Source organism: Comamonas thiooxydans, from assembly GCF_002157685.2.
In the GTDB taxonomy this organism is placed as follows: domain Bacteria; phylum Pseudomonadota; class Gammaproteobacteria; order Burkholderiales; family Burkholderiaceae_C; genus Comamonas; species Comamonas testosteroni_H.
This window is the reverse complement of the sequence record NZ_AP026738.1, coordinates 5,025,240-5,044,771: the sequence shown is the minus strand read 5'-3', so window position 1 is coordinate 5,044,771 and position 19,532 is coordinate 5,025,240. Positions and strand designations below refer to the sequence as shown.

Annotated in this window: 16 protein-coding genes; 15 read left to right on the top strand and 1 reads right to left on the bottom strand. The window is 62.9% G+C overall.

Annotated elements, in window-relative coordinates:
• Positions 1 to 115 precede the first annotated feature (115 nt).
• The 7 genes from CTR2_RS23495 (at position 116) to CTR2_RS23465 (ending at position 10,630) form a co-directional block, all read left to right on the top strand.
• Positions 116 to 1,120 carry a tripartite tricarboxylate transporter substrate binding protein gene (locus tag CTR2_RS23495; RefSeq protein WP_087080543.1) on the top strand — a complete coding sequence of 335 codons (1,005 nt, stop codon included), beginning with the start codon at positions 116 to 118 and terminating at the stop codon, positions 1,118 to 1,120.
• Positions 1,121 to 1,544: 424 nt separating this feature from the next.
• Positions 1,545 to 2,690, top strand: coding sequence for an efflux RND transporter periplasmic adaptor subunit (locus CTR2_RS23490; RefSeq protein ID WP_087080546.1), 1,146 nt, complete (start codon positions 1,545 to 1,547; stop codon positions 2,688 to 2,690).
• Positions 2,687 to 5,854 carry an efflux RND transporter permease subunit gene (locus tag CTR2_RS23485; protein WP_087080548.1) on the top strand — a complete coding sequence of 1,056 codons (3,168 nt, stop codon included), beginning with the start codon at positions 2,687 to 2,689 and terminating at the stop codon, positions 5,852 to 5,854. The genes CTR2_RS23490 and CTR2_RS23485 overlap by 4 nt, the downstream gene beginning before the upstream one ends.
• Before the next feature lie 38 nt (positions 5,855 to 5,892).
• Positions 5,893 to 7,218 carry a TolC family protein gene (locus CTR2_RS23480; protein WP_087080550.1) on the top strand — a complete coding sequence of 442 codons (1,326 nt, stop codon included), beginning with the start codon at positions 5,893 to 5,895 and terminating at the stop codon, positions 7,216 to 7,218.
• Between the two features lie 87 nt (positions 7,219 to 7,305).
• A complete protein-coding gene (locus CTR2_RS23475) occupies positions 7,306 to 8,406 on the top strand; it encodes a sensor histidine kinase (protein WP_087080551.1) in 1,101 nt (366 codons plus the stop codon).
• Positions 8,399 to 9,019, top strand: coding sequence for a response regulator transcription factor (locus CTR2_RS23470; RefSeq protein ID WP_087080553.1), 621 nt, complete (start codon positions 8,399 to 8,401; stop codon positions 9,017 to 9,019). The genes CTR2_RS23475 and CTR2_RS23470 overlap by 8 nt, the downstream gene beginning before the upstream one ends.
• Before the next feature lie 243 nt (positions 9,020 to 9,262).
• The gene (locus CTR2_RS23465; RefSeq protein ID WP_254913213.1) at positions 9,263 to 10,630 is read left to right on the top strand and encodes a carbohydrate porin; all 1,368 of its coding nucleotides are present in this window, start codon (positions 9,263 to 9,265) and stop codon (positions 10,628 to 10,630) included.
• 1 nt (position 10,631) lies between these two features.
• Here CTR2_RS23465 and CTR2_RS23460 read toward each other — a convergent pair whose 3' ends face one another.
• Entirely contained in the window at positions 10,632 to 11,153 is a 522-nt protein-coding gene (locus tag CTR2_RS23460; RefSeq protein WP_176391586.1) for a YqaA family protein, read from the bottom strand.
• 290 nt (positions 11,154 to 11,443) lie between these two features.
• On the opposite strand from CTR2_RS23460, the gene CTR2_RS23455 reads away from it, so the two are divergent.
• The 8 genes from CTR2_RS23455 to CTR2_RS23420 all read left to right on the top strand — a co-directional run bounded on the left by CTR2_RS23455 (position 11,444) and on the right by CTR2_RS23420 (position 19,524).
• A complete protein-coding gene (locus CTR2_RS23455) occupies positions 11,444 to 12,097 on the top strand; it encodes a M15 family metallopeptidase (RefSeq protein WP_087080555.1) in 654 nt (217 codons plus the stop codon).
• A gap of 156 nt (positions 12,098 to 12,253) precedes the next feature.
• The gene (dusB, locus tag CTR2_RS23450) at positions 12,254 to 13,318 is read left to right on the top strand and encodes a tRNA dihydrouridine synthase DusB (protein WP_087080557.1); all 1,065 of its coding nucleotides are present in this window, start codon (positions 12,254 to 12,256) and stop codon (positions 13,316 to 13,318) included.
• On the top strand, positions 13,315 to 13,548 hold the full coding sequence (locus CTR2_RS23445) for a Fis family transcriptional regulator (RefSeq protein ID WP_003071135.1): 234 nt from the start codon (positions 13,315 to 13,317) through the stop codon (positions 13,546 to 13,548). The genes dusB and CTR2_RS23445 overlap by 4 nt, the downstream gene beginning before the upstream one ends.
• A gap of 87 nt (positions 13,549 to 13,635) precedes the next feature.
• Positions 13,636 to 15,234, top strand: coding sequence for a bifunctional phosphoribosylaminoimidazolecarboxamide formyltransferase/IMP cyclohydrolase (gene purH / locus CTR2_RS23440; protein WP_087080559.1), 1,599 nt, complete (start codon positions 13,636 to 13,638; stop codon positions 15,232 to 15,234).
• Positions 15,235 to 15,420: 186 nt separating this feature from the next.
• Positions 15,421 to 15,867 (top strand): c-type cytochrome, encoded by a 447-nt coding sequence (locus tag CTR2_RS23435; protein ID WP_087080561.1) that lies wholly within the window; start codon positions 15,421 to 15,423, stop codon positions 15,865 to 15,867.
• A 140-nt stretch (positions 15,868 to 16,007) separates the two neighbouring features.
• Positions 16,008 to 16,703, top strand: a complete 696-nt coding sequence (locus CTR2_RS23430; protein WP_254913214.1) for a phosphatase PAP2 family protein — start codon at positions 16,008 to 16,010, stop codon at positions 16,701 to 16,703.
• A gap of 562 nt (positions 16,704 to 17,265) precedes the next feature.
• Complete coding sequence (locus CTR2_RS23425; protein WP_087080563.1) at positions 17,266 to 18,750, top strand: amino acid permease; 1,485 nt, start codon at positions 17,266 to 17,268, stop codon at positions 18,748 to 18,750.
• A gap of 138 nt (positions 18,751 to 18,888) precedes the next feature.
• On the top strand, positions 18,889 to 19,524 hold the full coding sequence (locus CTR2_RS23420; protein ID WP_087080565.1) for a DNA-3-methyladenine glycosylase I: 636 nt from the start codon (positions 18,889 to 18,891) through the stop codon (positions 19,522 to 19,524).
• Positions 19,525 to 19,532 lie beyond the last annotated feature (8 nt).

Below are 19,532 nucleotides of genomic sequence, written 5' to 3'. Positions count from 1 at the left end.
GCTTCCCCCTGGAAGGTGGACGGCGCCATTGCTGCGGGGCGGCCCTTGCTTGGCGCCTCTGGCCTGGATTGCGCCAGCTTTGTGGATGCTGGAAATCAATAGGGGAAAGGCGCTTATGCCCATCACACAGCAGTTTGTTAGGGCGCGCGGAGCCTGGATTCTGGCGGCCGCAACGCTGGCCAGTGCGGCTGCCGGGCTATGGCTGGCGCGCACGGGTACGGCTGCCGTGCGCTTTGAAAAGCCCATCACCATCGTCGTGACCTTTCCGCCAGGCGGTGGCACGGACCTGCTGGCGCGTCGCCTGGGCGCGGCCATGCAGCAGCGTTTGGGCCAGTCCGTAGTGGTGGAGAACCGGCCCGGCGCTAGCGGCAATATCGGCGCGAGCGCAGTGGCCGAGGCAGCACCCGACGGCGCCACGCTGCTCATGGTCAACAGCTCGTTTGCCATCAATCCCGGCGTCTACCAGCATCTGGACTTCGACCCACGCCGGGACTTCAAGGCTGTGTTCAACGTCGGCAGCATCGCTTCGGTGCTGGTGGTTCCCAGCCAAAGCAGCGTGCGCAATCTGCACGATGCGCTGGCCGGAGCGACCGTTGGAGAGCCTTTGTCATTTGCCTCCTGCGGCAACGGAACGCCCCAGCATATGGCGGGTGAGATGCTGGCCCAGGCCGCCCATGCAAGCCTCCAGCATGTGCCCTACAAGGGTTGCGGACCGGCCATCACTGCAGTAGCCGCAACACAGGTACCTGTGGCCGTGGTCACGGCCAGCAGCGCCGCGCCCCTGATAGCTGCAGGCCGCGTGCGGGCCATCGCTGTCACGGCACTGGCCCGCGTCGCATCCCTGCCCGATGTCCCCACGATGGCCGAGCAGGGCCTGGCTGGTTTTGCCGTAGAGCAGTGGCATGGCTTGCTGGCGCCGGCTGCCACGCCGGAGCCCGTGATCGCCCGTCTGCACCAGGTGCTGACGCAGATACTGGCCGAGCCCGAGATGCAGCAGGCGCTGCGCGAGCAGGGCTATACGCCGGCCGGGGAGTCTGCGGCCCAATTCGGCAAGCTCATCGCAGCCGATATCGAGCGCTATGCGACCGTGACCGCGCAGCTCGGGCTCACGGTTGATTGAGTCCAGGCCAGCGGTCGACGCCAGACGCCCATGCTCGTGACGGGCCACCTGCAAAGGTGGCCTGTTCTGTTTCAGGCATATGACGAGTTCGCTATACGAAGGTATAGCTGGGACCAACCAAAAGCCAAGCCTCTCTTCCCAAGGCAGGCTCGCTTTGTCGATTGGCGGGTTTGATAATCAAAGGCGGGGATCAGGGCACCAGACCCTGGCGCCACGGCGGCATGCTTTGCCGCCCATCGCATGGAGAAGTTCCTCTTGGATGCCCATTCCTTGACGGCGCTATAGCGCGCGGCTTCCTCATGCTCTCCCGCTTCTCTGTCCTGCTGCAAAGCTGCTTCTGTATTCAAGAAGTTGCGAGGGCGAGACAGGATCAATCCTGGGCCGGGACCTGCCCTGGCCATATCGATGCCATTGTTTGCTGCTTATGAAACAAGTCCTGAACTCCTGCAGTCCCGTGGGGCCTGCCTGCCTGCTGTTGTGTCTGGCGCTCGCTGCCTGCAACGGCGACAAACAGACGCCGGCAGCCGCTGCCGATAGCCGGACTGCGCTGCACCGCGAAGGCAATCTGGTCGTGGTGCCGTCGCAATCTCCAGTGCTGGCGCAGCTGAAGCTGGCGCAGGCCACCCAGGAGCAGGTCCAGACCCTGATCTCGGCGCCGGCGAGTATCGAGGCCGAGCCTGAAAAGATGGTCAAGATCACGCCTCCGGTCGCGGGCCGGCTGGTGCATCTGCATCGACAGCTCGGCGACCCGGTCAAGGTCGGTGAGGCCTTGATCACCATGGACTCCTCCGATATCTCGGTCGCTCGGGCAGACAATGCCAAGGCCCAGTCCGCGCTGCTGCTGGCGCGTCAGGAGTTCGACCGCCAGAAGCTGCTGTTTGATGCCGAGATTGCGGCGCGCAAGGACTACGAGGCCGCGCAGCAGGCGCTGGCCGCGTCCAGCGCCGATGCGCGCGCTGCGACCGACCGCCTGGCTCAGCTTGGCGCCGATGTGCAGGCCAGCTCGCGCGGCAGCTATGTGATCAAGTCGCCGATCAGCGGACGCGTGGTGGAAATGGCAGGCTCGCAGGGCGGCTATTGGAACGATGTGAATGCCTCGGTGATGACCGTGGCCAATCTCAGCAAGGTCTGGCTCAGCGCCAGCGTGCCCGAGCGCGACCTAGCCTATGTGGATGTGGGCCAGGAGGCGCATATCGCGCTGACCGCCTATCCCGACCTCAAGCTCGAAGGCCGTGTGCAATACGTGGGTGAGATCGTTGATGCCGCCACGCGCAGCGTCAAGGTGCGCGTGGCCGTGGACAACCGCGAAGGGCGGTTGCGCCCGGGTATGTTTGCGCGCGTGAGCTTCGACGGACCAGGCCGTGACGCCCTCATGGTGCCGACCACGGCGCTGCTCCAGGGCAATGTGAGCTCACGGGTGTTCGTAGACAAGGGGCACACGGACAAGGGCGCCCGCTTTGAGCCACGCGACGTGCAGGTCGGCGTGCAGCAGGATGGCAAGGTGGAGATCCGCTCGGGCCTGGCGGCCGGCGAGCGCATCGTCGTCAACGGTGGAGTGCTGCTGCAATGATCGAACGCATCGTCAATCTCAGTTTTGCACGTCGCGGCGTGGTGTGGCTGATCTTCATCTTTGCAGCCCTGTATGGCGGGTTCAGCTGGAAGCAGCTGCCGCTCGAGGCCTATCCCGACATCGCCGATGTGACCTCGCAGATCGTCACCCAGGTGCCGGGTCTGGCGGCCGAGGAAATCGAGCAGCAGATCACGATTCCGCTGGAGCGTGCGCTGCTGGCCACACCGGCCATGCATGTGCTGCGTTCGCGCAGCCTGTTCGGCCTGTCGCTGATCACCGTCGTGTTCGAGGACGGGGTCGACGGCTACTGGGCGCGTCAGCGCCTCAAGGAGCGCATGGACGAGGTCGATCTTCCCTATGGCGCGCGCGCTGCGCTCGACCCCTACAGCTCGCCCACGGGCGAGGTCTACCGCTATACGCTGGAAAGCTCCACACACAGCCTGCGCGAGTTGTCCGAGCTGCAGCAGTGGGTGGTGATTCCGCGCCTCAAGAAAGCACAGTCCGTGGTGGATGTGACGAATTTCGGCGGCCTGACCACGCAGTTCATGCTCGAACTCGACCCCGCGCGCCTGCTGCAGTACGGGCTGACCCTGTCCCAGGTGATCGATGCCCTCAATGCCAACAACGCCAGCGGCGGCGGCAGCGTCATAGACCGTGGCGAAGTCTCCTATGTAGTGCGCGGCGTGGGCCTGCTGAGATCGCTCGACGACATGGGCAATGTGGTGGTCAAGACCTCGGACAACGGCACGCCGATTCTGGTCAAGGACCTGGGACGCCTGACCTATGGCAATGTGGAGCGCCGCGGCATTCTGGGCAAGGACGACAACTCCGACACGCTGGAAGGCATCGTGCTGCTGCTCAAGGACGCGAACCCCTCCAAGGCGCTGGAAGGCATCCATGCCGCGGTGAAGGAGCTCAACGAGAAGCTGCTGCCGCCCGACGTCAAAGTCGTGCCCTATCTGGACCGCACCACGCTGATTGAGCGCACCACGCATACCGTGGGCAAGACCCTGGCCGAAGGCATGATCGTCGTGACCCTGGTGCTGCTGCTGTTCCTCGGCAGCCCGCGCGCGGCGCTGATCGTGGCGCTGACGATTCCCATGGCGCTGCTCCTGGCCTTTGTGTTCATGCATCACGCCAGGATTCCGGCAAATCTGTTGTCGCTGGGAGCCATAGATTTCGGCATTTTGGTGGACGGTGCCGTGGTCGTGGTCGAGAACATTCTGCGTCGCCGCGAGGCCCAGGAGGACAAGCCCTTGACGCCGCGTGACGCCATCTCTGCCACGCTGCAGGTGGCACGCCCCATCTTCTTCGGCATGTGCGTGATCGCCGCTGCCTATCTGCCGCTGTTCGGCTTCGAGCGCATCGAGTACAAGCTGTTTTCGCCCATGGCCAGTGCCGTGGGGGCGGCCCTGGTGGGAGCGCTGGCCGTGGCGCTGCTGCTCACGCCGGGCCTGGCCTGGATGGCGTTTCGCCGTCCGCGCAAGATCTTCCACAACCCCGTGCTGCACTGGCTGGGAAAGCGCTATGACCGCTTTCTCAGTGACGCTGTGGGGCAGATGCGCTGGCTGGTAGGGGCCGTGACGGCGGCGATGGTAGCGCTGGTGCTGCTGGCCGGCACCATAGGCCGCGACTTCCTGCCTTATCTGGACGAGGGCTCGATCTGGCTGCAGGTGCAGATGCCTCCCGGCATCACGCTGGACAAAGCCCGCGACATGGCCGACGAGCTGCGTCGGGCCACGCTGGAGTTCCCCGAGGTGTCCTATATCGTGACCCAGACTGGACGCAACGACGACGGTACCGATTACTGGACGCCTTCGCACATCGAGGCCAGCGTGGGCCTGCATCCTTACGATCAATGGAAGTCGGGCCTGAACAAGCAGCAACTGATCGCCAAGATGGCCGAGCACTTCGCGAGGATGCCTGGCTATACCGTGGGCTTCATGCAGCCCATGATCGACGGCGTGCAGGACAAGCTCTCGGGTGCGCACAGCGATCTGACCGTGAAGGTCTACGGCCAGGACCTGAGCGAGGACCGGCGCGTGGCCGACGAGATGGTGGGCATTCTGTCCAAGGTGCCCGGTGCGGCCGATGTGGCCGTGGACATCGAGCCGCCGCTGCCCAATCTGCGTATAGACCTGGACCGAGCGGCTGCCGCGCGCTACGGCATCAACGCGGCCGATGTGGCCCAGCTGATCTCCACGGGCGTGGGCGGGGCCTCCATAGGCCAGCTCTACGTGGGTGAACGCAGCTACGACATGACGGTGCGCTTCGCGCCCGGTACTCGCAGCGACCCCGAAGCCATAGGTGCGCTGCGTCTGGCTGCTGCCAATGGCGCCCAGGTGCCGTTGGCCGATGTGGCGCGCATCAGCACCACGGTGGGCCAGAGCGTGATCGTGCGCGAGGGCGGCGAGCGCCACATCCTGGTCAAGCTCAATGTGCGCGGCCGTGATCTCGCGGGCTTCCTCAAGGATGCGCATGAGGCTCTCGATGCCCAGCTCCAGTACGACCACCAGAAGACCCATATCGAGTGGGGCGGCCAGTTCGAGAACCTGCAGCGTGCCGAGGCACGGTTGCTGGTCATCCTGCCACTGACGCTGGGCATCATGCTGGTGCTGCTGTTCGGCGAGTTCGGCAATCTGCGCCAGCCGCTGCTGGTGCTGGGCGTGGTGCCGCTGGCCATGATCGGCGGCTTTGCCGGACTGCATCTGCGTGGCATGACGCTCAATGTCTCGAGTGCCGTGGGTTTCATCGCGCTGTTCGGTGTGGCCGTGCTGTCGGGCGTGCTCATGGTTTCGCAGATCAACCGCCTGCGTCGCGAGGACGGTCTGGAGTTGCGCGATGCTGTGCTCGAGGGGGCATCGAGCCGTATGCGTCCGGTGCTGATGACGGCCACGGTGGCAGCCTTCGGTCTCATGCCGGCCATGCTTGCTACGGGCCTGGGTAGTGATGTGCAGCGGCCACTGGCCACTGTGGTGGTCTGCGGTCTGGCCAGCGCCACCTTGCTTACCTTGCTGCTGCTACCCAATCTCTATTACGTGGTCGAGCTGCGTGCCCAGCGTGCGCTTGAGCGAAAGCGCCGGCGAGCGGCCGAGCGCGGGGAGCTCGACGACGAGGACGCAGCCCCCGTTCCCACCGCCACTGCGGAGCGCATGGCCCCCTGAGTTCGGGTCCGCGCAATACCTACAAACTTGGATGCACCATGCAATTTTCCTTTCTTTCCCTCAAGCGCCTGGCTCTGCTGCTGGCGGCGCTGGGCCTGGGTGGCACGGCATTGGCCCAGGCCGCGGCGCAGCCTGCCGCAGCCGGGCTGCGCTTCAGCGACTATCTGAGCGCTGTCGAGCAGCACAGCCTGGACCTGCAATCCCAGCAACAGAACGTGGTGTCAGCCCGGGCTGGCGTCGGCATCGCGGGCATACGACCCGATCCCCAGCTCTCGCTGGGAGCTGCGCGCGAGCAGGTCAATAGCGGCCTGCCGAGGCCGCAGAACCGGACCTATGAACTCAGCATGGAGCTGGAGACCGGCGGCAAGCGCTCGGCTCGCATTCGCGCCGCACGCAGCCAGGTGCGGCTGGCCGAGGCTGAGGTCGAGGGATTCCGCATCCAGCTGTTCTCCGATGCGGCCCAGGACTTCACACAGGCCTGCCGCGACCGCGAGGCGCTGGAGCGCAAGGAGCAGACGCTCAATGCTCTGTCCGATGTAGTCAAGGCCAACGAGGTGCGACGCAAGGCCGGCGACGTCGGCACCGTTGAGTGGCGGCAGTCGCGCGTGGAGCGCGACCAGTTCCAGGCCGACGTGACGCAGGCGCGCGCCGATGCCCAGACCTCGCGTCTGGCCCTGAGCGTGCCGCTGGGGCGCAAGCTCCTGGAGGTCTTTGGCTCCGACGAGCTGCAATGCGATTTCCAGCCCTTTGCGAACGACAAGAGCATCGATGTCCTGGTGACCCAGGCCCTGCATGTGCGCAGTGATGTGCGCGTGGCCCAGGCCACGCTGGACAATGCGCGCGACAATGCCGGCCTGGCCCAGGCCAACCGCTGGGTCAATCCCACGCTGGCCGTGGGATTGACCGCCATACCTGCCACGTCTGCGGGTATGGATGCCCAAGGCAATGTCTTCGATGCGAGCAGCCGCTCGCGCATGTTGTCGGTCTCGGTGAGCGTGCCCATCCCGTTCTCGCGCCTGAACCGCGGTGAGGTGCTGCAGGCAGAGGCCATCGTGACCCAGGCCATGCTGGGGCTGCAGCAGTCGCAGCACAAGGCCGAGGCTGACGTGCGCTCCGCCTACTTCCGGTTCGCGGCGGCGCAGGAGAACGTGGAGCGCTATCGCAGCAATGTGCTGGCGGATGCGCAGCGCGTGCTCGAGAGCATCCGACTGTCCTATCGTCACGGCCAGGCTTCGTTGCTGGAGCTGCTGTCGGCCCAGCGCTCGGCCGATGATGCCTACCTCGGCTATCTACAGGCCAATGCTGACCTGGCCAAGGCAACAGTCGATCTGCAACTGAGCATAGGCCAGCGACCCGCGTTGTGATGATGGAGTAGGCGGGCAGGGCTGGCGTGCGCGCATCTTGAGCCACAATCAACGGTCTTTCACGCTCTGAGATCCGCCCTGCATGCCATGACAGCCAAACCGCAACGCTTTCTGCATCTGCGCCGGGCCCTGATCCTGGCCGGCATGGCAGCGACCATGGCAGCCATCTTCGCGCTGGATACGCTGACCGAGTACGCGGTGGCCGCGGCCGTGTTCCACACGGCCGTCATCCTTGTGGCGGTGCGCTGGTTCAGCCCGCGCCTGGTGATAGGCACCACGGCGCTGTGCATAGCGCTCACCCTGGCCAGCTTTGCGCTGACGCCGGCCGGGGCCTACCGCACTGGACTCATCAACACGGGCATCAGCGTCCTGGCCATCGTTATCACGGCCTATCTGGGCCTGAAGATGGTGGCCGCCCAGAATGCGGCCCACGCAGCACAGACCCAGTTGCTGCGCATCACTCAGGCCACCAGCCTGGGACAGGTGACGGCCTCGATCGCCCATGAGGTCAACCAGCCGCTGGCCGCCATCGTCACCAGCGGCAATGCCAGCCAGCGCTGGCTGGCTCAGCAGCCACCGAATCTCGAAAAAGCCGGCCAGGCGCTGGAGCGTATCCTGGGCGATGCGCGGCGCGCCAGCGAGGTCATTGCGCGTATCCGCTCCATGGCGCGCGGCGAGGCACCGAGCAAGCAGAAGTTCGATCTCAACGAGGCAGTGCGCGAGATGGTGAATCTGTCGGGCGCGGACCTGAACCAGCGCGCCATTGCCATGGACCTGCAACTGGCGCCGGGTCTGGCGCCGGCCTGGTGCGACCGAGTGCAGTTTTTGCAGGTGCTGGGCAATCTGCTGCTCAACGCCATGGACGCCATGCAGGAAACGCCGGCCGTGCAGCGGCGCATTGCCGTGGCTACCCAGGCCTTGGGCCAGCAACTGGTGCTGACAGTCACCGATGCGGGAGAGGGGCTGTCGCCGCTGGCCAAAAGCCATTTGTTCGATGCCTTCTGGAGCACCAAGCGTGAGGGCATGGGTCTGGGGCTGAGCATCAGTCGCCACATGGCCGAGACCAACGGTGGCCGCATCTGGGCCACAGAGCGCGAGGACGGGCACAGCGGCGCCGTGTTTCATGTGACCATCGCGGCTCTCGTCGCCTCGGGTGATCCCGCATCAGGAGGACACAAGCTTGGCTGAGCTCGAAACCGTGTATGTGATTGATGACGACGCCTCGGTGCGCGCGGCCATCGAGGATTTGCTTCTCTCCGTGGGACTGGTCGTGTCTGCCTTCGGCGCGACGCGCGACTTTCTCGCCCATCTGGAGCTGAGCCCGCCCGAGGGGCCGGCCTGCTTGGTGCTGGACATCCGCATGCCGGGCCAGAGCGGTATGGAGTTCAGGCGCCAGATGCTGGAGCAGGGGCTGCGTTTTCCTACCATCTTCATCACCGGCCATGGCGATATTCCCATGAGCGTGGAGGCCATGAAGACCGGGGCCATAGAGTTTCTGACCAAGCCGTTTCGCGATCAGGATTTGCTGGATGCCATACAGCAAGGTATTGCCCTTGATCGCCAGCGCCGTGTGCAGGATGGGCAGTTGCTGGAGTTGCGTTCGCGTTGGAATTCGCTGTCCAGTGGGGAGCAGTCGGTGTTGACTGGCGTGGTGCGAGGCATGCTCAACAAGCAGATCGCGGGAGAGCTGGATGTCAGCGAAATTACCATCAAAGTCAGGCGATCTCAAGCCATGCGCAAGATGGAAGCTGGCTCGGTTGCCGAGCTGGTGCGCATGCTGGAGAAGCTGAGCATCCGCTGATGGTAGCCACATGTCTGGCCTGCCGGGCGGTCACTTCGCGTGTGCAGCAGGTGTCGCGGGTGCTTGTACGGCGAACGTAAAAATTGTTCGTGTCGGTTTCCATGTAAAGATTACGCATGAATTTTCTGGAGCATGTGCGGGTTAGCCAGTTCACAATGGCGGGTTCGCCAGGAGCGGTCAATGCGTCAGCAAAGAACATTCAATAACAAAATTGGTTTCGGCAAGCTTTGCACGGGCAGTTTGATGTCCTTGTGCATGATATGGGGGCTGACTGCTCATGCGCAGCAGAGTGCAGAGCCAGTCCGTGCAGGCAGTGAAGAAGCCTCTGCAGCAGCGTCAGCAACTGATGCGCGTGGGGGAGGCACAGAGCCTGAGAAGTGGAATGCCAAGTTCCAAGCCACCTATGTCTGGCAGCGCAAGCCGTCCTTTTCTGCACCCTATACCGGAGAGAAAAGCCTGTTGCCAGGGCGCGAGCGCAGCTACTCCTTCACGACCACTGCATCTCTCGGATACCGTCCATGGGCCGGAGGGGAGGTCTATCTTGATCTGGAAGGCGCGCAGGGCATTCCTCTGTCGGGACTGGCAGGCCTGGGTGGCTTTACCAATGGGGAATTGGCCAAAACTTCGGGAGCAAGATTGAAGCTCTATCGCGCCCGAGCATTCTTGCGCCAGACCTGGAGTCATGGCGGTGAGCAAGAGGCGGTGGAGTCAGAGGCAAGGCAGTTGGCGGGCATGGTGGACAGGCGTCGTACTGTGCTCACGGTGGGCAATCTGGCGGTCATCGATATCTTTGACGACAACCGCTACAGCCATGATCCGCGCACGCAGTTCATGAACTGGTCGCTGATGACTCAAGGCGCGTTTGACTATGCCGCAGATGCCAGAGGTTACAGCTGGGGGGCGGTGCTGGAGTGGTTTCACGACGACTGGGAGGTGCGCTTCGGTCGCTTCATCCAGCCCAAGGAGCCCAACGGCCAGCCGCTGGACTATCGAATTTTCAAACACTACGGCGACCAGCTGGAAGTAGCCCATGCACACACCCTGGCGGGCCAGCCGGGAAAGTTGCGCGCTTTGGTCTTCCGCAACCACGCCGTGATGACGCGCTATGACGATGCACTCAACCTGGCGGCGCAGACCGGGGCGGTGCCGGATCTGAATGTTGCACGCTATGGTGCCAGAAGCAAGCACGGCTTCGGCATCAACCTGGAGCAGGCGTTGAGTGATGACGTGGGTCTTTTCGCTCGTGGCAGCTGGGCGGATGGCAAGACGGAAATCTATGCCTTCACGGAAATCGACCGCTCTCTTTCTGCGGGTCTGCTGATCCAGGGGCGCAAATGGGGACGGGCGAGCGATACGCTGGGCATAGGCGTGGCGCGCAATTTCCTCTCGTCCTCACACCGTCAGTATCTGGCAGAGGGCGGGGTGGGGGCATTCATTGGTGACGGGCGTCTGAACTACAAGCCCGAGAATATTCTCGAGATGTTCTACAGCGTGGGGATCAGCAAGCAATCCAGCATCAGCTTTGACTGGCAGCATATCCGCAACCCTGCATACAACGCGGACCGTGGGCCCATCAACGCACTGGCTGTGCGTTTGCACACCGAGTTCTGATCTAGAAAAACCGCAGGATGATCTGGTGCAGGCCTGCCGTCATCAAGGCATAGCGCAGGAATTTTCCAACTGCCATATAGGCGACGCAGGGCCAGAAAGGCAGGCGCACCCAGCCGGCGACCGCGCATAGCGGGTCGCCGACGACGGGCAGCCAGCTCAGCAGGCAGGCCTTGGCGCCGTATTTGCGCAGCCAGTAACGGGCGATGCGGTTCCAGCGTGACTTGTGGTGCATGTTCTGGGGCGGCGGCTCTCCATGTCGGCGCAGCTCTTTGGCCTTGTTCCAGGCCTGGTTGGCGGCCAGCCCCATCCACCAACTGATGGCCCCACCCAGCGTGTTGCCCGCCGTGGCGACCACAATGGCGGGCCAGAACAGATCGGGGTTGGCTGAGACCAGTGCGGCCACCACGGGCTCAGAGCCCAGCGGCAGCAGGGTGGCCGAGACCAGGGCCACGACAAACACGGTGCTAAGGCCCAACTCCGGCAGGGCCAGCCATTGCAGCAACTGATGTATCCACGCTTCCATAGGGCGGCTAGTTTAGGCGGGTCGCTCAATTCCCTGAACTTTGCATCCTGTCATTTCTCAGTCATCGGCCATAGTTGCAGGCTGTTGATATATGGTTTCTTATCCAAATGCGTAAACAGGTGTTATCCGGTAACGCCAGATCAATGGGAGTAGGAATGGCTTTCAGCCCTCTAAAAAAAATGATGCGATCGAGTCAGGCAGCAGGCCTGGCGGTTGCTTTGCTTTTGATAGCTGGTTGCGCACCGAACATAAGGACCATCGCGCCGTCTGACGCCAAACCAGCGGTCACGGTGGCTGCCGATCTGGTGCCGCTGGCGACGTTGGCGCCCGGCATCAAGCAGGACATGCGCTATGTCTCCAAGCACAACTTCATGGGCCGCCCCGTGGCTGGCTATGAAGCCGGGGTTTGCTGGCTCAGCCGCGTGGCTGCCGAATCTCTGGCAGCTGTTCAGAAGGAACTGGCTGGACAGGGGCTGGCTCTGAAGGTCTATGACTGTTACCGACCCCAGGCGGCCGTTGACGACTTTGTGCGCTGGGGTCGCGATATGGCCGATCAGAAAAACAAGGACATGTATTACCCGCGCGTGCCCAAGAGCGAGCTCTTCAAGCGTGGCTACATCGCCGAGAAATCGGGTCACAGCCGTGCCAGCACCGTGGACATGACGCTGCTGGTGGTGGATGCCAAGCGGGCCGGAAAGCTGGTGCGTGGGCCGTTGGCCGACGGTATCGAAGTGGACATGGGAACGCCCTTCGATCTCTTTGACGAGCAGTCGCATACCGACAATGCCCAGCAATCGCCCGATGTGCAGCACAACCGCCGCTGGCTGCGCAGCCTGATGCAGCGCAATGGCTGGAAGAACCTGCCAGAGGAGTGGTGGCATTACACGCTGGTCAGCGAGCCCTATCCCGAGCAGTACTTTGATATGCCGGTGCGTAAAAACTGAGACGCCAGTGGTGCATTGCCCGATAGTGACTTGCCTCGCAGGGTGATGCATGGAGTTTGGTTTTGCTGAAAATTTGAGCAGGTATAATTGCCCCCTCTCTTTTCCAGCGCCCGGTCTGTGCCAGACATTGCCTGCCGCAGAAACCAAATTCTCTCCATGCCCGCCCTGCACATTGGTCATATTCCATTGGCAAATCGTCTGTTTGTCGCTCCCATGGCGGGTGTGACGGACCGGCCGTTTCGTCAGCTGTGCAAGGCACTGGGGGCCGGTTACGCGGTCAGCGAGATGGTGACCAGCCGCAAGGACTTGTGGAACAGTCTCAAGACCAGTCGCCGCGCCAACCATGAAGGCGAGCCTGGGCCGATCTCGGTCCAGATTGCCGGCACCGAAGCGCCCATGATGGCCGAGGCTGCCATCTACAACATCGAGCGCGGCGCGCAGATCATAGACATCAACATGGGCTGCCCGGCCAAGAAGGTCTGCAACAAATGGGCGGGCTCCGCCCTGATGCAGAACGAGCCGCTGGCCGTGGAAATTGCCCAGGCCGTGGTGGAGGCCGCACGTCCCTACAACGTGCCCGTCACCCTGAAGATGCGCACCGGCTGGTGCGATACGCACAAGAACGCAGTTCTGCTGGCGCGCCAGTTTGAAGATGTCGGCATCCAGATGCTGACCGTGCACGGCCGCACGCGCGAGCAAGGCTACAAGGGCTTTGCCGAGTACGACACGATTGCGGCCGTCAAGCAGGCCGTCAAAGTGCCCGTGGTGGCCAATGGCGATGTCAACAGCCCTGAAAAAGCCCGCGATGTGCTGGCCTATACGGGGGCGGATGCCATCATGGTCGGCCGTGCAGCCCAGGGCAGACCGTGGATCTTTCGCGAGATCGCGCACTTTCTGGCCACCGGCGAGCATCTGGCTCCCCCCCTGGTGGCCGAGCTGCGTCGTCTGCTGCTCGAACATTTGCAAGATCACTACAGCCTGTATGGCGAGGGAACCGGCGTGCGCAGCGCCCGCAAGCATATTGCGTGGTATCTGCGAGCGCTGCCGGGCGGGGAAGAGTTCAGAAAACACATCAACACTATTGAGGACTGTGCGGTGCAATGGCAGGCCGTGGCCGACTATCTGGATGCCCTGGGGCAGCAGATGGAGCGGATCCCGGTGGCCACGGCCGCTGCTGAACCAAGCAGCGGGCTGGACGAACCGGCAGAAATGGCTGCATGAGCAATCAGAATTTAGAACAAGTCGTTCGCGACAGCCTGGAAGGCTATTTCCGCGATCTCGAGGGTGAAACACCGGCCAATGTCTATGACATGGTGATTCGCCTTGTCGAAAAACCGTTGCTGGAAGTGGTGATGGGCCAGGCCGACAACAACCAGTCGCGCGCCGCCGAATGGCTGGGCCTGAATCGCAACACCCTGCGCAAAAAGCTGGTCGATCACGAGTTGCTCTGAACGACGAGGCTACCGAATCCATAGCTGCAAGCGCTTGAAATATCTGCACTTGCAGCTTGTTTTTATCCAAACTTTGAATTGACGCCCATGAAAGCTCTGATCTCCGTCTCTGACAAGACCGGTATCGTCGAATTTGCGCAAGCCCTGCACGCCCTGGGCGTGCAACTGCTGTCCACCGGTGGCACCGCCAAGCTGCTGGCGGGCGTGGGCCTGCCCGTGACCGAAGTGGCCGAAGTCACCCAATTCCCCGAGATGCTGGACGGCCGCGTCAAGACCTTGCACCCCATGGTGCACGGTGGTCTGCTGGCTCGCCGCGAACTGCCCGAGCACATGGCTGCTTTGAAGGAACATGGCATCGAGACCATCGATCTGCTGGTCGTGAACCTCTACCCCTTTGAAGCTACCGTGGCCAAGGCCGGTTGCACCCTGGCCGACGCCATCGAGAACATCGATATCGGCGGCCCCGCCATGGTGCGTTCCGCTGCCAAGAACTGGAAAGACGTGGGCGTTCTGACCGCCGCCGACCAGTACGAAGCCGTGCTGGCCGAGCTCAAGGCGAACGGCAAGCTGTCCGACAAGCTGCGTTTCGCGTTGTCCGTGGCAGCCTTCAACCGCATTGCCCAGTACGACGGAGCGATCAGCGACTACCTGTCCAGCGTCAAGTTCGAAGACGAAAAGCTCAGCGAAGAATATGTGCCCGAGCGCGCCCTGTTCGGCGGCCAGTCCAACGGACATTTCATCAAGGTGCAGGATCTGCGCTACGGTGAAAACAGCCACCAGCAAGCTGCCTGGTACCGCGATCTGTACCCCGCTCCCGGCTCGCTGGCCACGGGCGTGCAGCTGCAGGGCAAGGAGCTGAGCTACAACAATATCGCCGACGCCGATGCGGCCTGGGAATGCGTCAAGAGCTTTGACACCCCTGCCTGCGTGATCGTCAAGCACGCCAACCCCTGCGGCGTGGCCGTGGGCGCGAATGCCTTCGAAGCCTATTCCAAGGCCTTCCAGACCGACCCCACCAGCGCGTTTGGCGGCATCATTGCCTTCAACCGCCCTGTGGACAAGGCCGCGGCCGAAGCCGTGTCCAAGCAGTTCGTCGAAGTGCTGATGGCTCCCGAGTTCAGCGCCGAAGCCCTGGAAATCTTCAAGGCCAAGGTCAATGTGCGCCTGATGAAGATCGCTCTGCCCGCAGGCGGCGCAACCGACTGGGACAACGGCCGCAACGCCATCGAGTCCAAGCGCATCGGCTCGGGCCTGCTGCTGCAGACCTCGGACAACCATGAGCTCAAGCTGGCCGACCTGAAGGTCGTGACCGTCAAGCAGCCCACGCCTGAAGAGCTTCAGGACTTGCTGTTCGCCTGGAACGTGGCCAAGTTCGTCAAGTCCAACGCCATCGTCTTCTGCAAGAACGGCATGACCATGGGCGTGGGTGCCGGCCAGATGTCGCGCCTGGATTCGGCCCGCATCGCCTCCATCAAGGCCGAAGCCGCCAAGCTGTCGCTGCAGAACACCGTCGTGGCGTCGGATGCCTTCTTCCCCTTCCGCGACGGCCTGGACGTGGTGGTCGATGCCGGTGCCACTTGCGTGGCTCAGCCTGGCGGCTCCATGCGCGATCAGGAAGTGATCGATGCGGCCAACGAGCGTGGCGTGGCCATGGTCTTCACCGGCGTGCGCCACTTCAGGCATTAAAACTCCCCCCCTGAGGCGCTGCGCGCCCTCCCCCTCTCTGGCGCTGTGCACCGGAGGGGGACCGACACCTTCGGCGCGCGACGGCGCTTTCTCGGTGTGCCTGGCTAGGTTCGCGCCAGTTTTTTTGCTCCGCGTCTCATGGCCAGCGCAAGCTGGCCATTGTCTTTTTAGCTGTGATTGCTTGGTATGACAGATCCCATTGACGACGAAGAAAACTACCCGCCGCGTCCGCGCTGGATTGGCTGGCTGATCGGGCTGGTCATGCTGGCGGCGGCCCTGGGCGTGGCCAATATCGGCTGGCGCATCATGCGCGTCAGCTCTGCCGAGAAGGCCACGGAGGCGCTGGTGCAGAAGCACCCGGAGCTGGCCCAGGGCAAGAAGCTGGTGGAGCAGTCCGACTGCATGCGCTGCCATGGATGGGAGCGCAAGTATGTGGGACCGTCCTTTGTCTCGATTGCCCAGAAGTACGAGGCCCAAAGCGATGCACAAACCTATCTCGCAGGCAAGATTCGCGCCGGCAGCGTGGGTGTCTGGGGCAATGTCATCATGCCGCGCCACCCGCAGATCAGCGAGGAGCAGTCCTTGCTGATGGCGGCCTGGGTGTTGTCGGCCCAGCCGGTTCAGGCCGAATAGGCTGGTGGATGGAATCAGACGGATGGATGCGGACAGCTTGTCCGGCCTGAACGCGCAGGCCGCTGGCGTCTGTCGTCGACCGCCCTTTTTGGCCCTGCCGCCCCTGTCCTGCGCTGCGCCGCTGCTTTCATAATCTGCACATGGCAAAACCCGCGCGTGCTCCCGCTCTTCGCCCCGCCGATCAGGCAGCCCATGGACACGGGCCTGGTCCGGCCCGCCAGCGTGGCTTTGTCTTCTGGGCCATATGGGTGAACATCGCCACCTACGCGATCTATCCCACGGCCAACTGGCTGGCCAGCCTGCGCGACCAGCGCTATGACTTCATCACGCGCTGGGATGCCATGATTCCGCTGGTGCCGGAATTCATCTTTGTCTACTTCTCGTTTTTCCCGTTTCTGGCCCTGCCGTTCTGGCTGGTGGGGCAGCCCGGTACGGCGGCGCTGGGCAAGCGTCAGGTGCTGGGTACGCTGATCTGCGGTCTGACCTTCGTGCTGTTCCCGGCAAATTTGGCCTTCGAGCGCGCGATTCCCGAATTCGAGCCCTATCGCAGCATTTTTGCGACCATGTTCTTTGTGGACAAGCCGCACAATCTGCTGCCCTCGCTGCACATCGTCTACACGGCGCTGACCTGCCTGGCCATCTGCCAGGCGCAATGGCAGCGTGGTCGCTGGGGGCTTTGTCTGCTGATTGTGCTATGGAGCGCGGCAATCTGCGCCTCAACCATGCTGGTGCATCAGCACCATGTGCTGGATGTGGTCACTGCGCTGATGCTGGTGCCAGTGCTCTGCCTGCTGATTCGCCCTGCCGATGTGCCGCCGCAGCCTCCGCGCATCTGAGCCGGGCAGGATTGCTCTGCCGCGGGCCTTTTTCGAATCCTGCGTCTGTGCTCGCTTGCATGCAGGACTGCAGCGCGATTTTTGAGCGCGGTGCAGGCTTCGTGAAGCGCGGGCCTGGCTAGTCTGTTTTGAGATGGGTGTGCAGCCGGGCCTGCACAAAACATGCAGATGGACTGGTGATGCTGCAGGGAATCTGCGCATCATTGGTGAAATCCCTAGGATGCCTTTTTGACAAAAAGGACCGGGCCGAAGACGCCGCGCCAAAAGCGTGGCCAAGAACATGTTTACGACCTCCTCGCGCCGCGACAGAGGCTTTGCGGGATGGGATGCTAGGCGCGATACCGCAGCAATAGACGTGCTATTGCGAGGATTCGCAACGCCGCAGACCGCCCGCAAAGACACTGTCCCGGAGGGTTGGAGCGAAATCGGGCGATTTGCTGCGCGCTGTCTCTTGCTTGCACCCCGGTGCAAGCGGCGAGCCATCGCTTCGAACTCATCCCGATTGCGCTCCAACGCGGCTGCGTAGAGATCGTAAACACGTTCTCAAAGCCTGGGGATATGCATGCAGTGGCTGAAAACCAAAACCATTGAACAGGCGCTGGCCGATTCCGACGAGCCGGGCCGGCAGCTCCAGCGCACGCTGGGTGTTTTCGATCTGATGATTCTGGGCCTGGCCGTGGCCGTGGGCGCAGGGATTTTCTCGGTGGGGGCTCGCGCAGCCGGCAGCTTTGCAGGGCCGGCCGTGATTTTTTCCTTCATTCTGGCGGCCGCGACCTGCGCGCTGGCCATCATGTGCTATGCGGAGTTCGCCTCCACCGTGCCCGTCACGGGCAGCGCCTATACCTATACCTATCTGACGCTGGGCGAGGGCCTGGCCTGGATCATTGGCTGGAATCTGCTGCTGGAGATGATCTCGGCCGCTGCCGTGCTGGCCAAGTACTGGGGTATCTATCTGTCGGCCGTGTTCTCCACGGCAGGGCTGGAGATCGCGCAGAGCATCGAGATTGGCGGCTTCTCGCTGAACTGGGGGCCGTTCTTCATCGTGGCCGTGTTCACGGCCTTGCTGATTGCGGGCACCCAGGTCTCGGCCAAGGTCAACAACCTGTTCACCGTCATCAAGCTGGCGATCACCGTGTTTGTGATCGTCGTCGGCTTCACCTATATGAACACCGACAACTTCAGGCCTTTTGTGCCCAGTGCACAGCCGCCCGTGGTGGCTCATGGCGTGAGCGGTGACTTGTGGGGGCAGCCCATGCTGGCCTGGTTGTTTGGTGCCGAACCCAGCCAGTATGGCTGGCTGGGCGTGATCTCGGGCGCATCGCTGGTGTTCTTCGCCTTTCTGGGCTTCGATGTGGTGGCAACCTCGGCCGAAGAGGTCAAGGACCCGCAGCGCACGCTGCCACGCGGCATTCTCGGCGGGCTGGTGCTGGTGACGGTGCTCTACATCCTGGTCACGCTGGCGCTGACCGGCATGGTGCCCTATACGGCACTGGCCAGGGCCGAGAATCCTTCGCTGGCCACTGCTTTCATTGCCGTGGGCGCTGGCTGGGCGGCGCAGGTCATCTCGGTCGGCGTGCTGATCGGCATGACCACCGTGGTCATGGTGCTGCTGATGGGCAGCTCGCGCGTGTTGCTGGCCTTGTGCCGCGACGGCCTGCTGCCGCGCAGCTGGGGCGTGACATCGGCCAGGCGCAAGACGCCGGTTCGCCTGCAACTGGCTGTGGGCGTGATCGTGGCGTTGCTGGCAGGCTTTACCAAGGTGGAGCTGCTGGAGGAGATGATCAACATCGGCACGCTGTCGGCCTTTGTGCTGGTCAGCATCGGCGTGCTGGTGCTGCGCAAAAAGCGCCCTGACGCCGGAGCCGGCTACCGAGTGCCTTTTGTGCCTGTGCTGCCTGTGCTCTCGGCCCTGCTGTGCTTTTATCTGATGCTGAATCTCACCACGCTGACCTGGCTGCGCTTTCTGGGCTGGATGGCGCTGGGTGCGCTGATCTACATGGCCTATGGCATGCGCCATTCGCGTCTGGCTCAGGCGGATAAAAAGTGAGCTGTTAGCGCTTTATATTCATTGATTTCAATATGTTTTATCTCTGAAATCGTTTGATATCAGGTGCAAGAAGCTATCAAAATAAAAGCCCTGCAGGGAATGCCCTGCAGGGCTTTTGCATTGGTTAGAGTGCTGGACATGAGTACCGAACCCACCGAGACCACGCCGACCCGCTCCCCCACCCAGTCCGCCGAAGACGGCCAGCAGCGCTGCCGCTGGTGTCTGGCCACGCCGGGCTATGTCCACTATCACGACCGCGAATGGGGATTCCCGGTGGACAGCGACCAGCGCCTGTTCGAGAAACTCTGTCTGGAAGGCTTCCAGTCCGGCCTGAGCTGGCTGACCATTCTCAACAAGCGCGAGAACTTTCGCGCGGCCTTTGCAGGTTTTGATTTTCATCGCGTGGCGCAGTTTGGCGAGGCCGATGTGCAGCGCCTGCTGCAGGACGCGGGCATCGTGCGCCACCGCGGCAAGATCGAAGCCGTGATCAACAACGCCGGGCGGGCCATCGAAATGGTCCAGGCCGAAGGCTCTCTGGCCGCGTTCTTCTGGCGCTATCAGCCGACAGTGCCCTCGACGGGCACGACCATTCAGGCCCAGACGCCGGAGTCGCAAACCCTGTCCAGGGAGCTCAAAAAGCGCGGCTGGAAGTTTGTCGGGCCGACCACCATGTATGCGCTGATGCAGGCCATGGGCATGGTCAACGACCATGCACCGGGCTGCATCACCAGAGCTGAAGTGGAGCGCGCCAGAGCCGCTTTTCAGCGGCCCTGAGGGCGGGC

Bases quoted from the DNA above. Each gene is read 5' to 3' on its own strand.
- CTR2_RS23495 (WP_087080543.1), top strand. From the start codon at position 116: ATGCCCATCACACAGCAGTTTGTTAGGGCGCGCGGAGCCTGGATTCTG.
- CTR2_RS23490 (WP_087080546.1), top strand. From the start codon at position 1,545: ATGAAACAAGTCCTGAACTCCTGCAGTCCCGTGGGGCCTGCCTGCCTG.
- CTR2_RS23485 (WP_087080548.1), top strand. From the start codon at position 2,687: ATGATCGAACGCATCGTCAATCTCAGTTTTGCACGTCGCGGCGTGGTG.
- CTR2_RS23480 (WP_087080550.1), top strand. From the start codon at position 5,893: ATGCAATTTTCCTTTCTTTCCCTCAAGCGCCTGGCTCTGCTGCTGGCG.
- CTR2_RS23475 (WP_087080551.1), top strand. From the start codon at position 7,306: ATGACAGCCAAACCGCAACGCTTTCTGCATCTGCGCCGGGCCCTGATC.
- CTR2_RS23465 (WP_254913213.1), top strand. From the start codon at position 9,263: ATGTCCTTGTGCATGATATGGGGGCTGACTGCTCATGCGCAGCAGAGT.
- CTR2_RS23460 (WP_176391586.1), bottom strand. From the start codon at position 11,153: ATGGAAGCGTGGATACATCAGTTGCTGCAATGGCTGGCCCTGCCGGAG.
- dusB (WP_087080557.1), top strand. From the start codon at position 12,254: ATGCCCGCCCTGCACATTGGTCATATTCCATTGGCAAATCGTCTGTTT.
- CTR2_RS23445 (WP_003071135.1), top strand. From the start codon at position 13,315: ATGAGCAATCAGAATTTAGAACAAGTCGTTCGCGACAGCCTGGAAGGC.
- purH (WP_087080559.1), top strand. From the start codon at position 13,636: ATGAAAGCTCTGATCTCCGTCTCTGACAAGACCGGTATCGTCGAATTT.
- CTR2_RS23435 (WP_087080561.1), top strand. From the start codon at position 15,421: ATGACAGATCCCATTGACGACGAAGAAAACTACCCGCCGCGTCCGCGC.
- CTR2_RS23430 (WP_254913214.1), top strand. From the start codon at position 16,008: ATGGCAAAACCCGCGCGTGCTCCCGCTCTTCGCCCCGCCGATCAGGCA.
- CTR2_RS23425 (WP_087080563.1), top strand. From the start codon at position 17,266: ATGCAGTGGCTGAAAACCAAAACCATTGAACAGGCGCTGGCCGATTCC.
- CTR2_RS23420 (WP_087080565.1), top strand. From the start codon at position 18,889: ATGAGTACCGAACCCACCGAGACCACGCCGACCCGCTCCCCCACCCAG.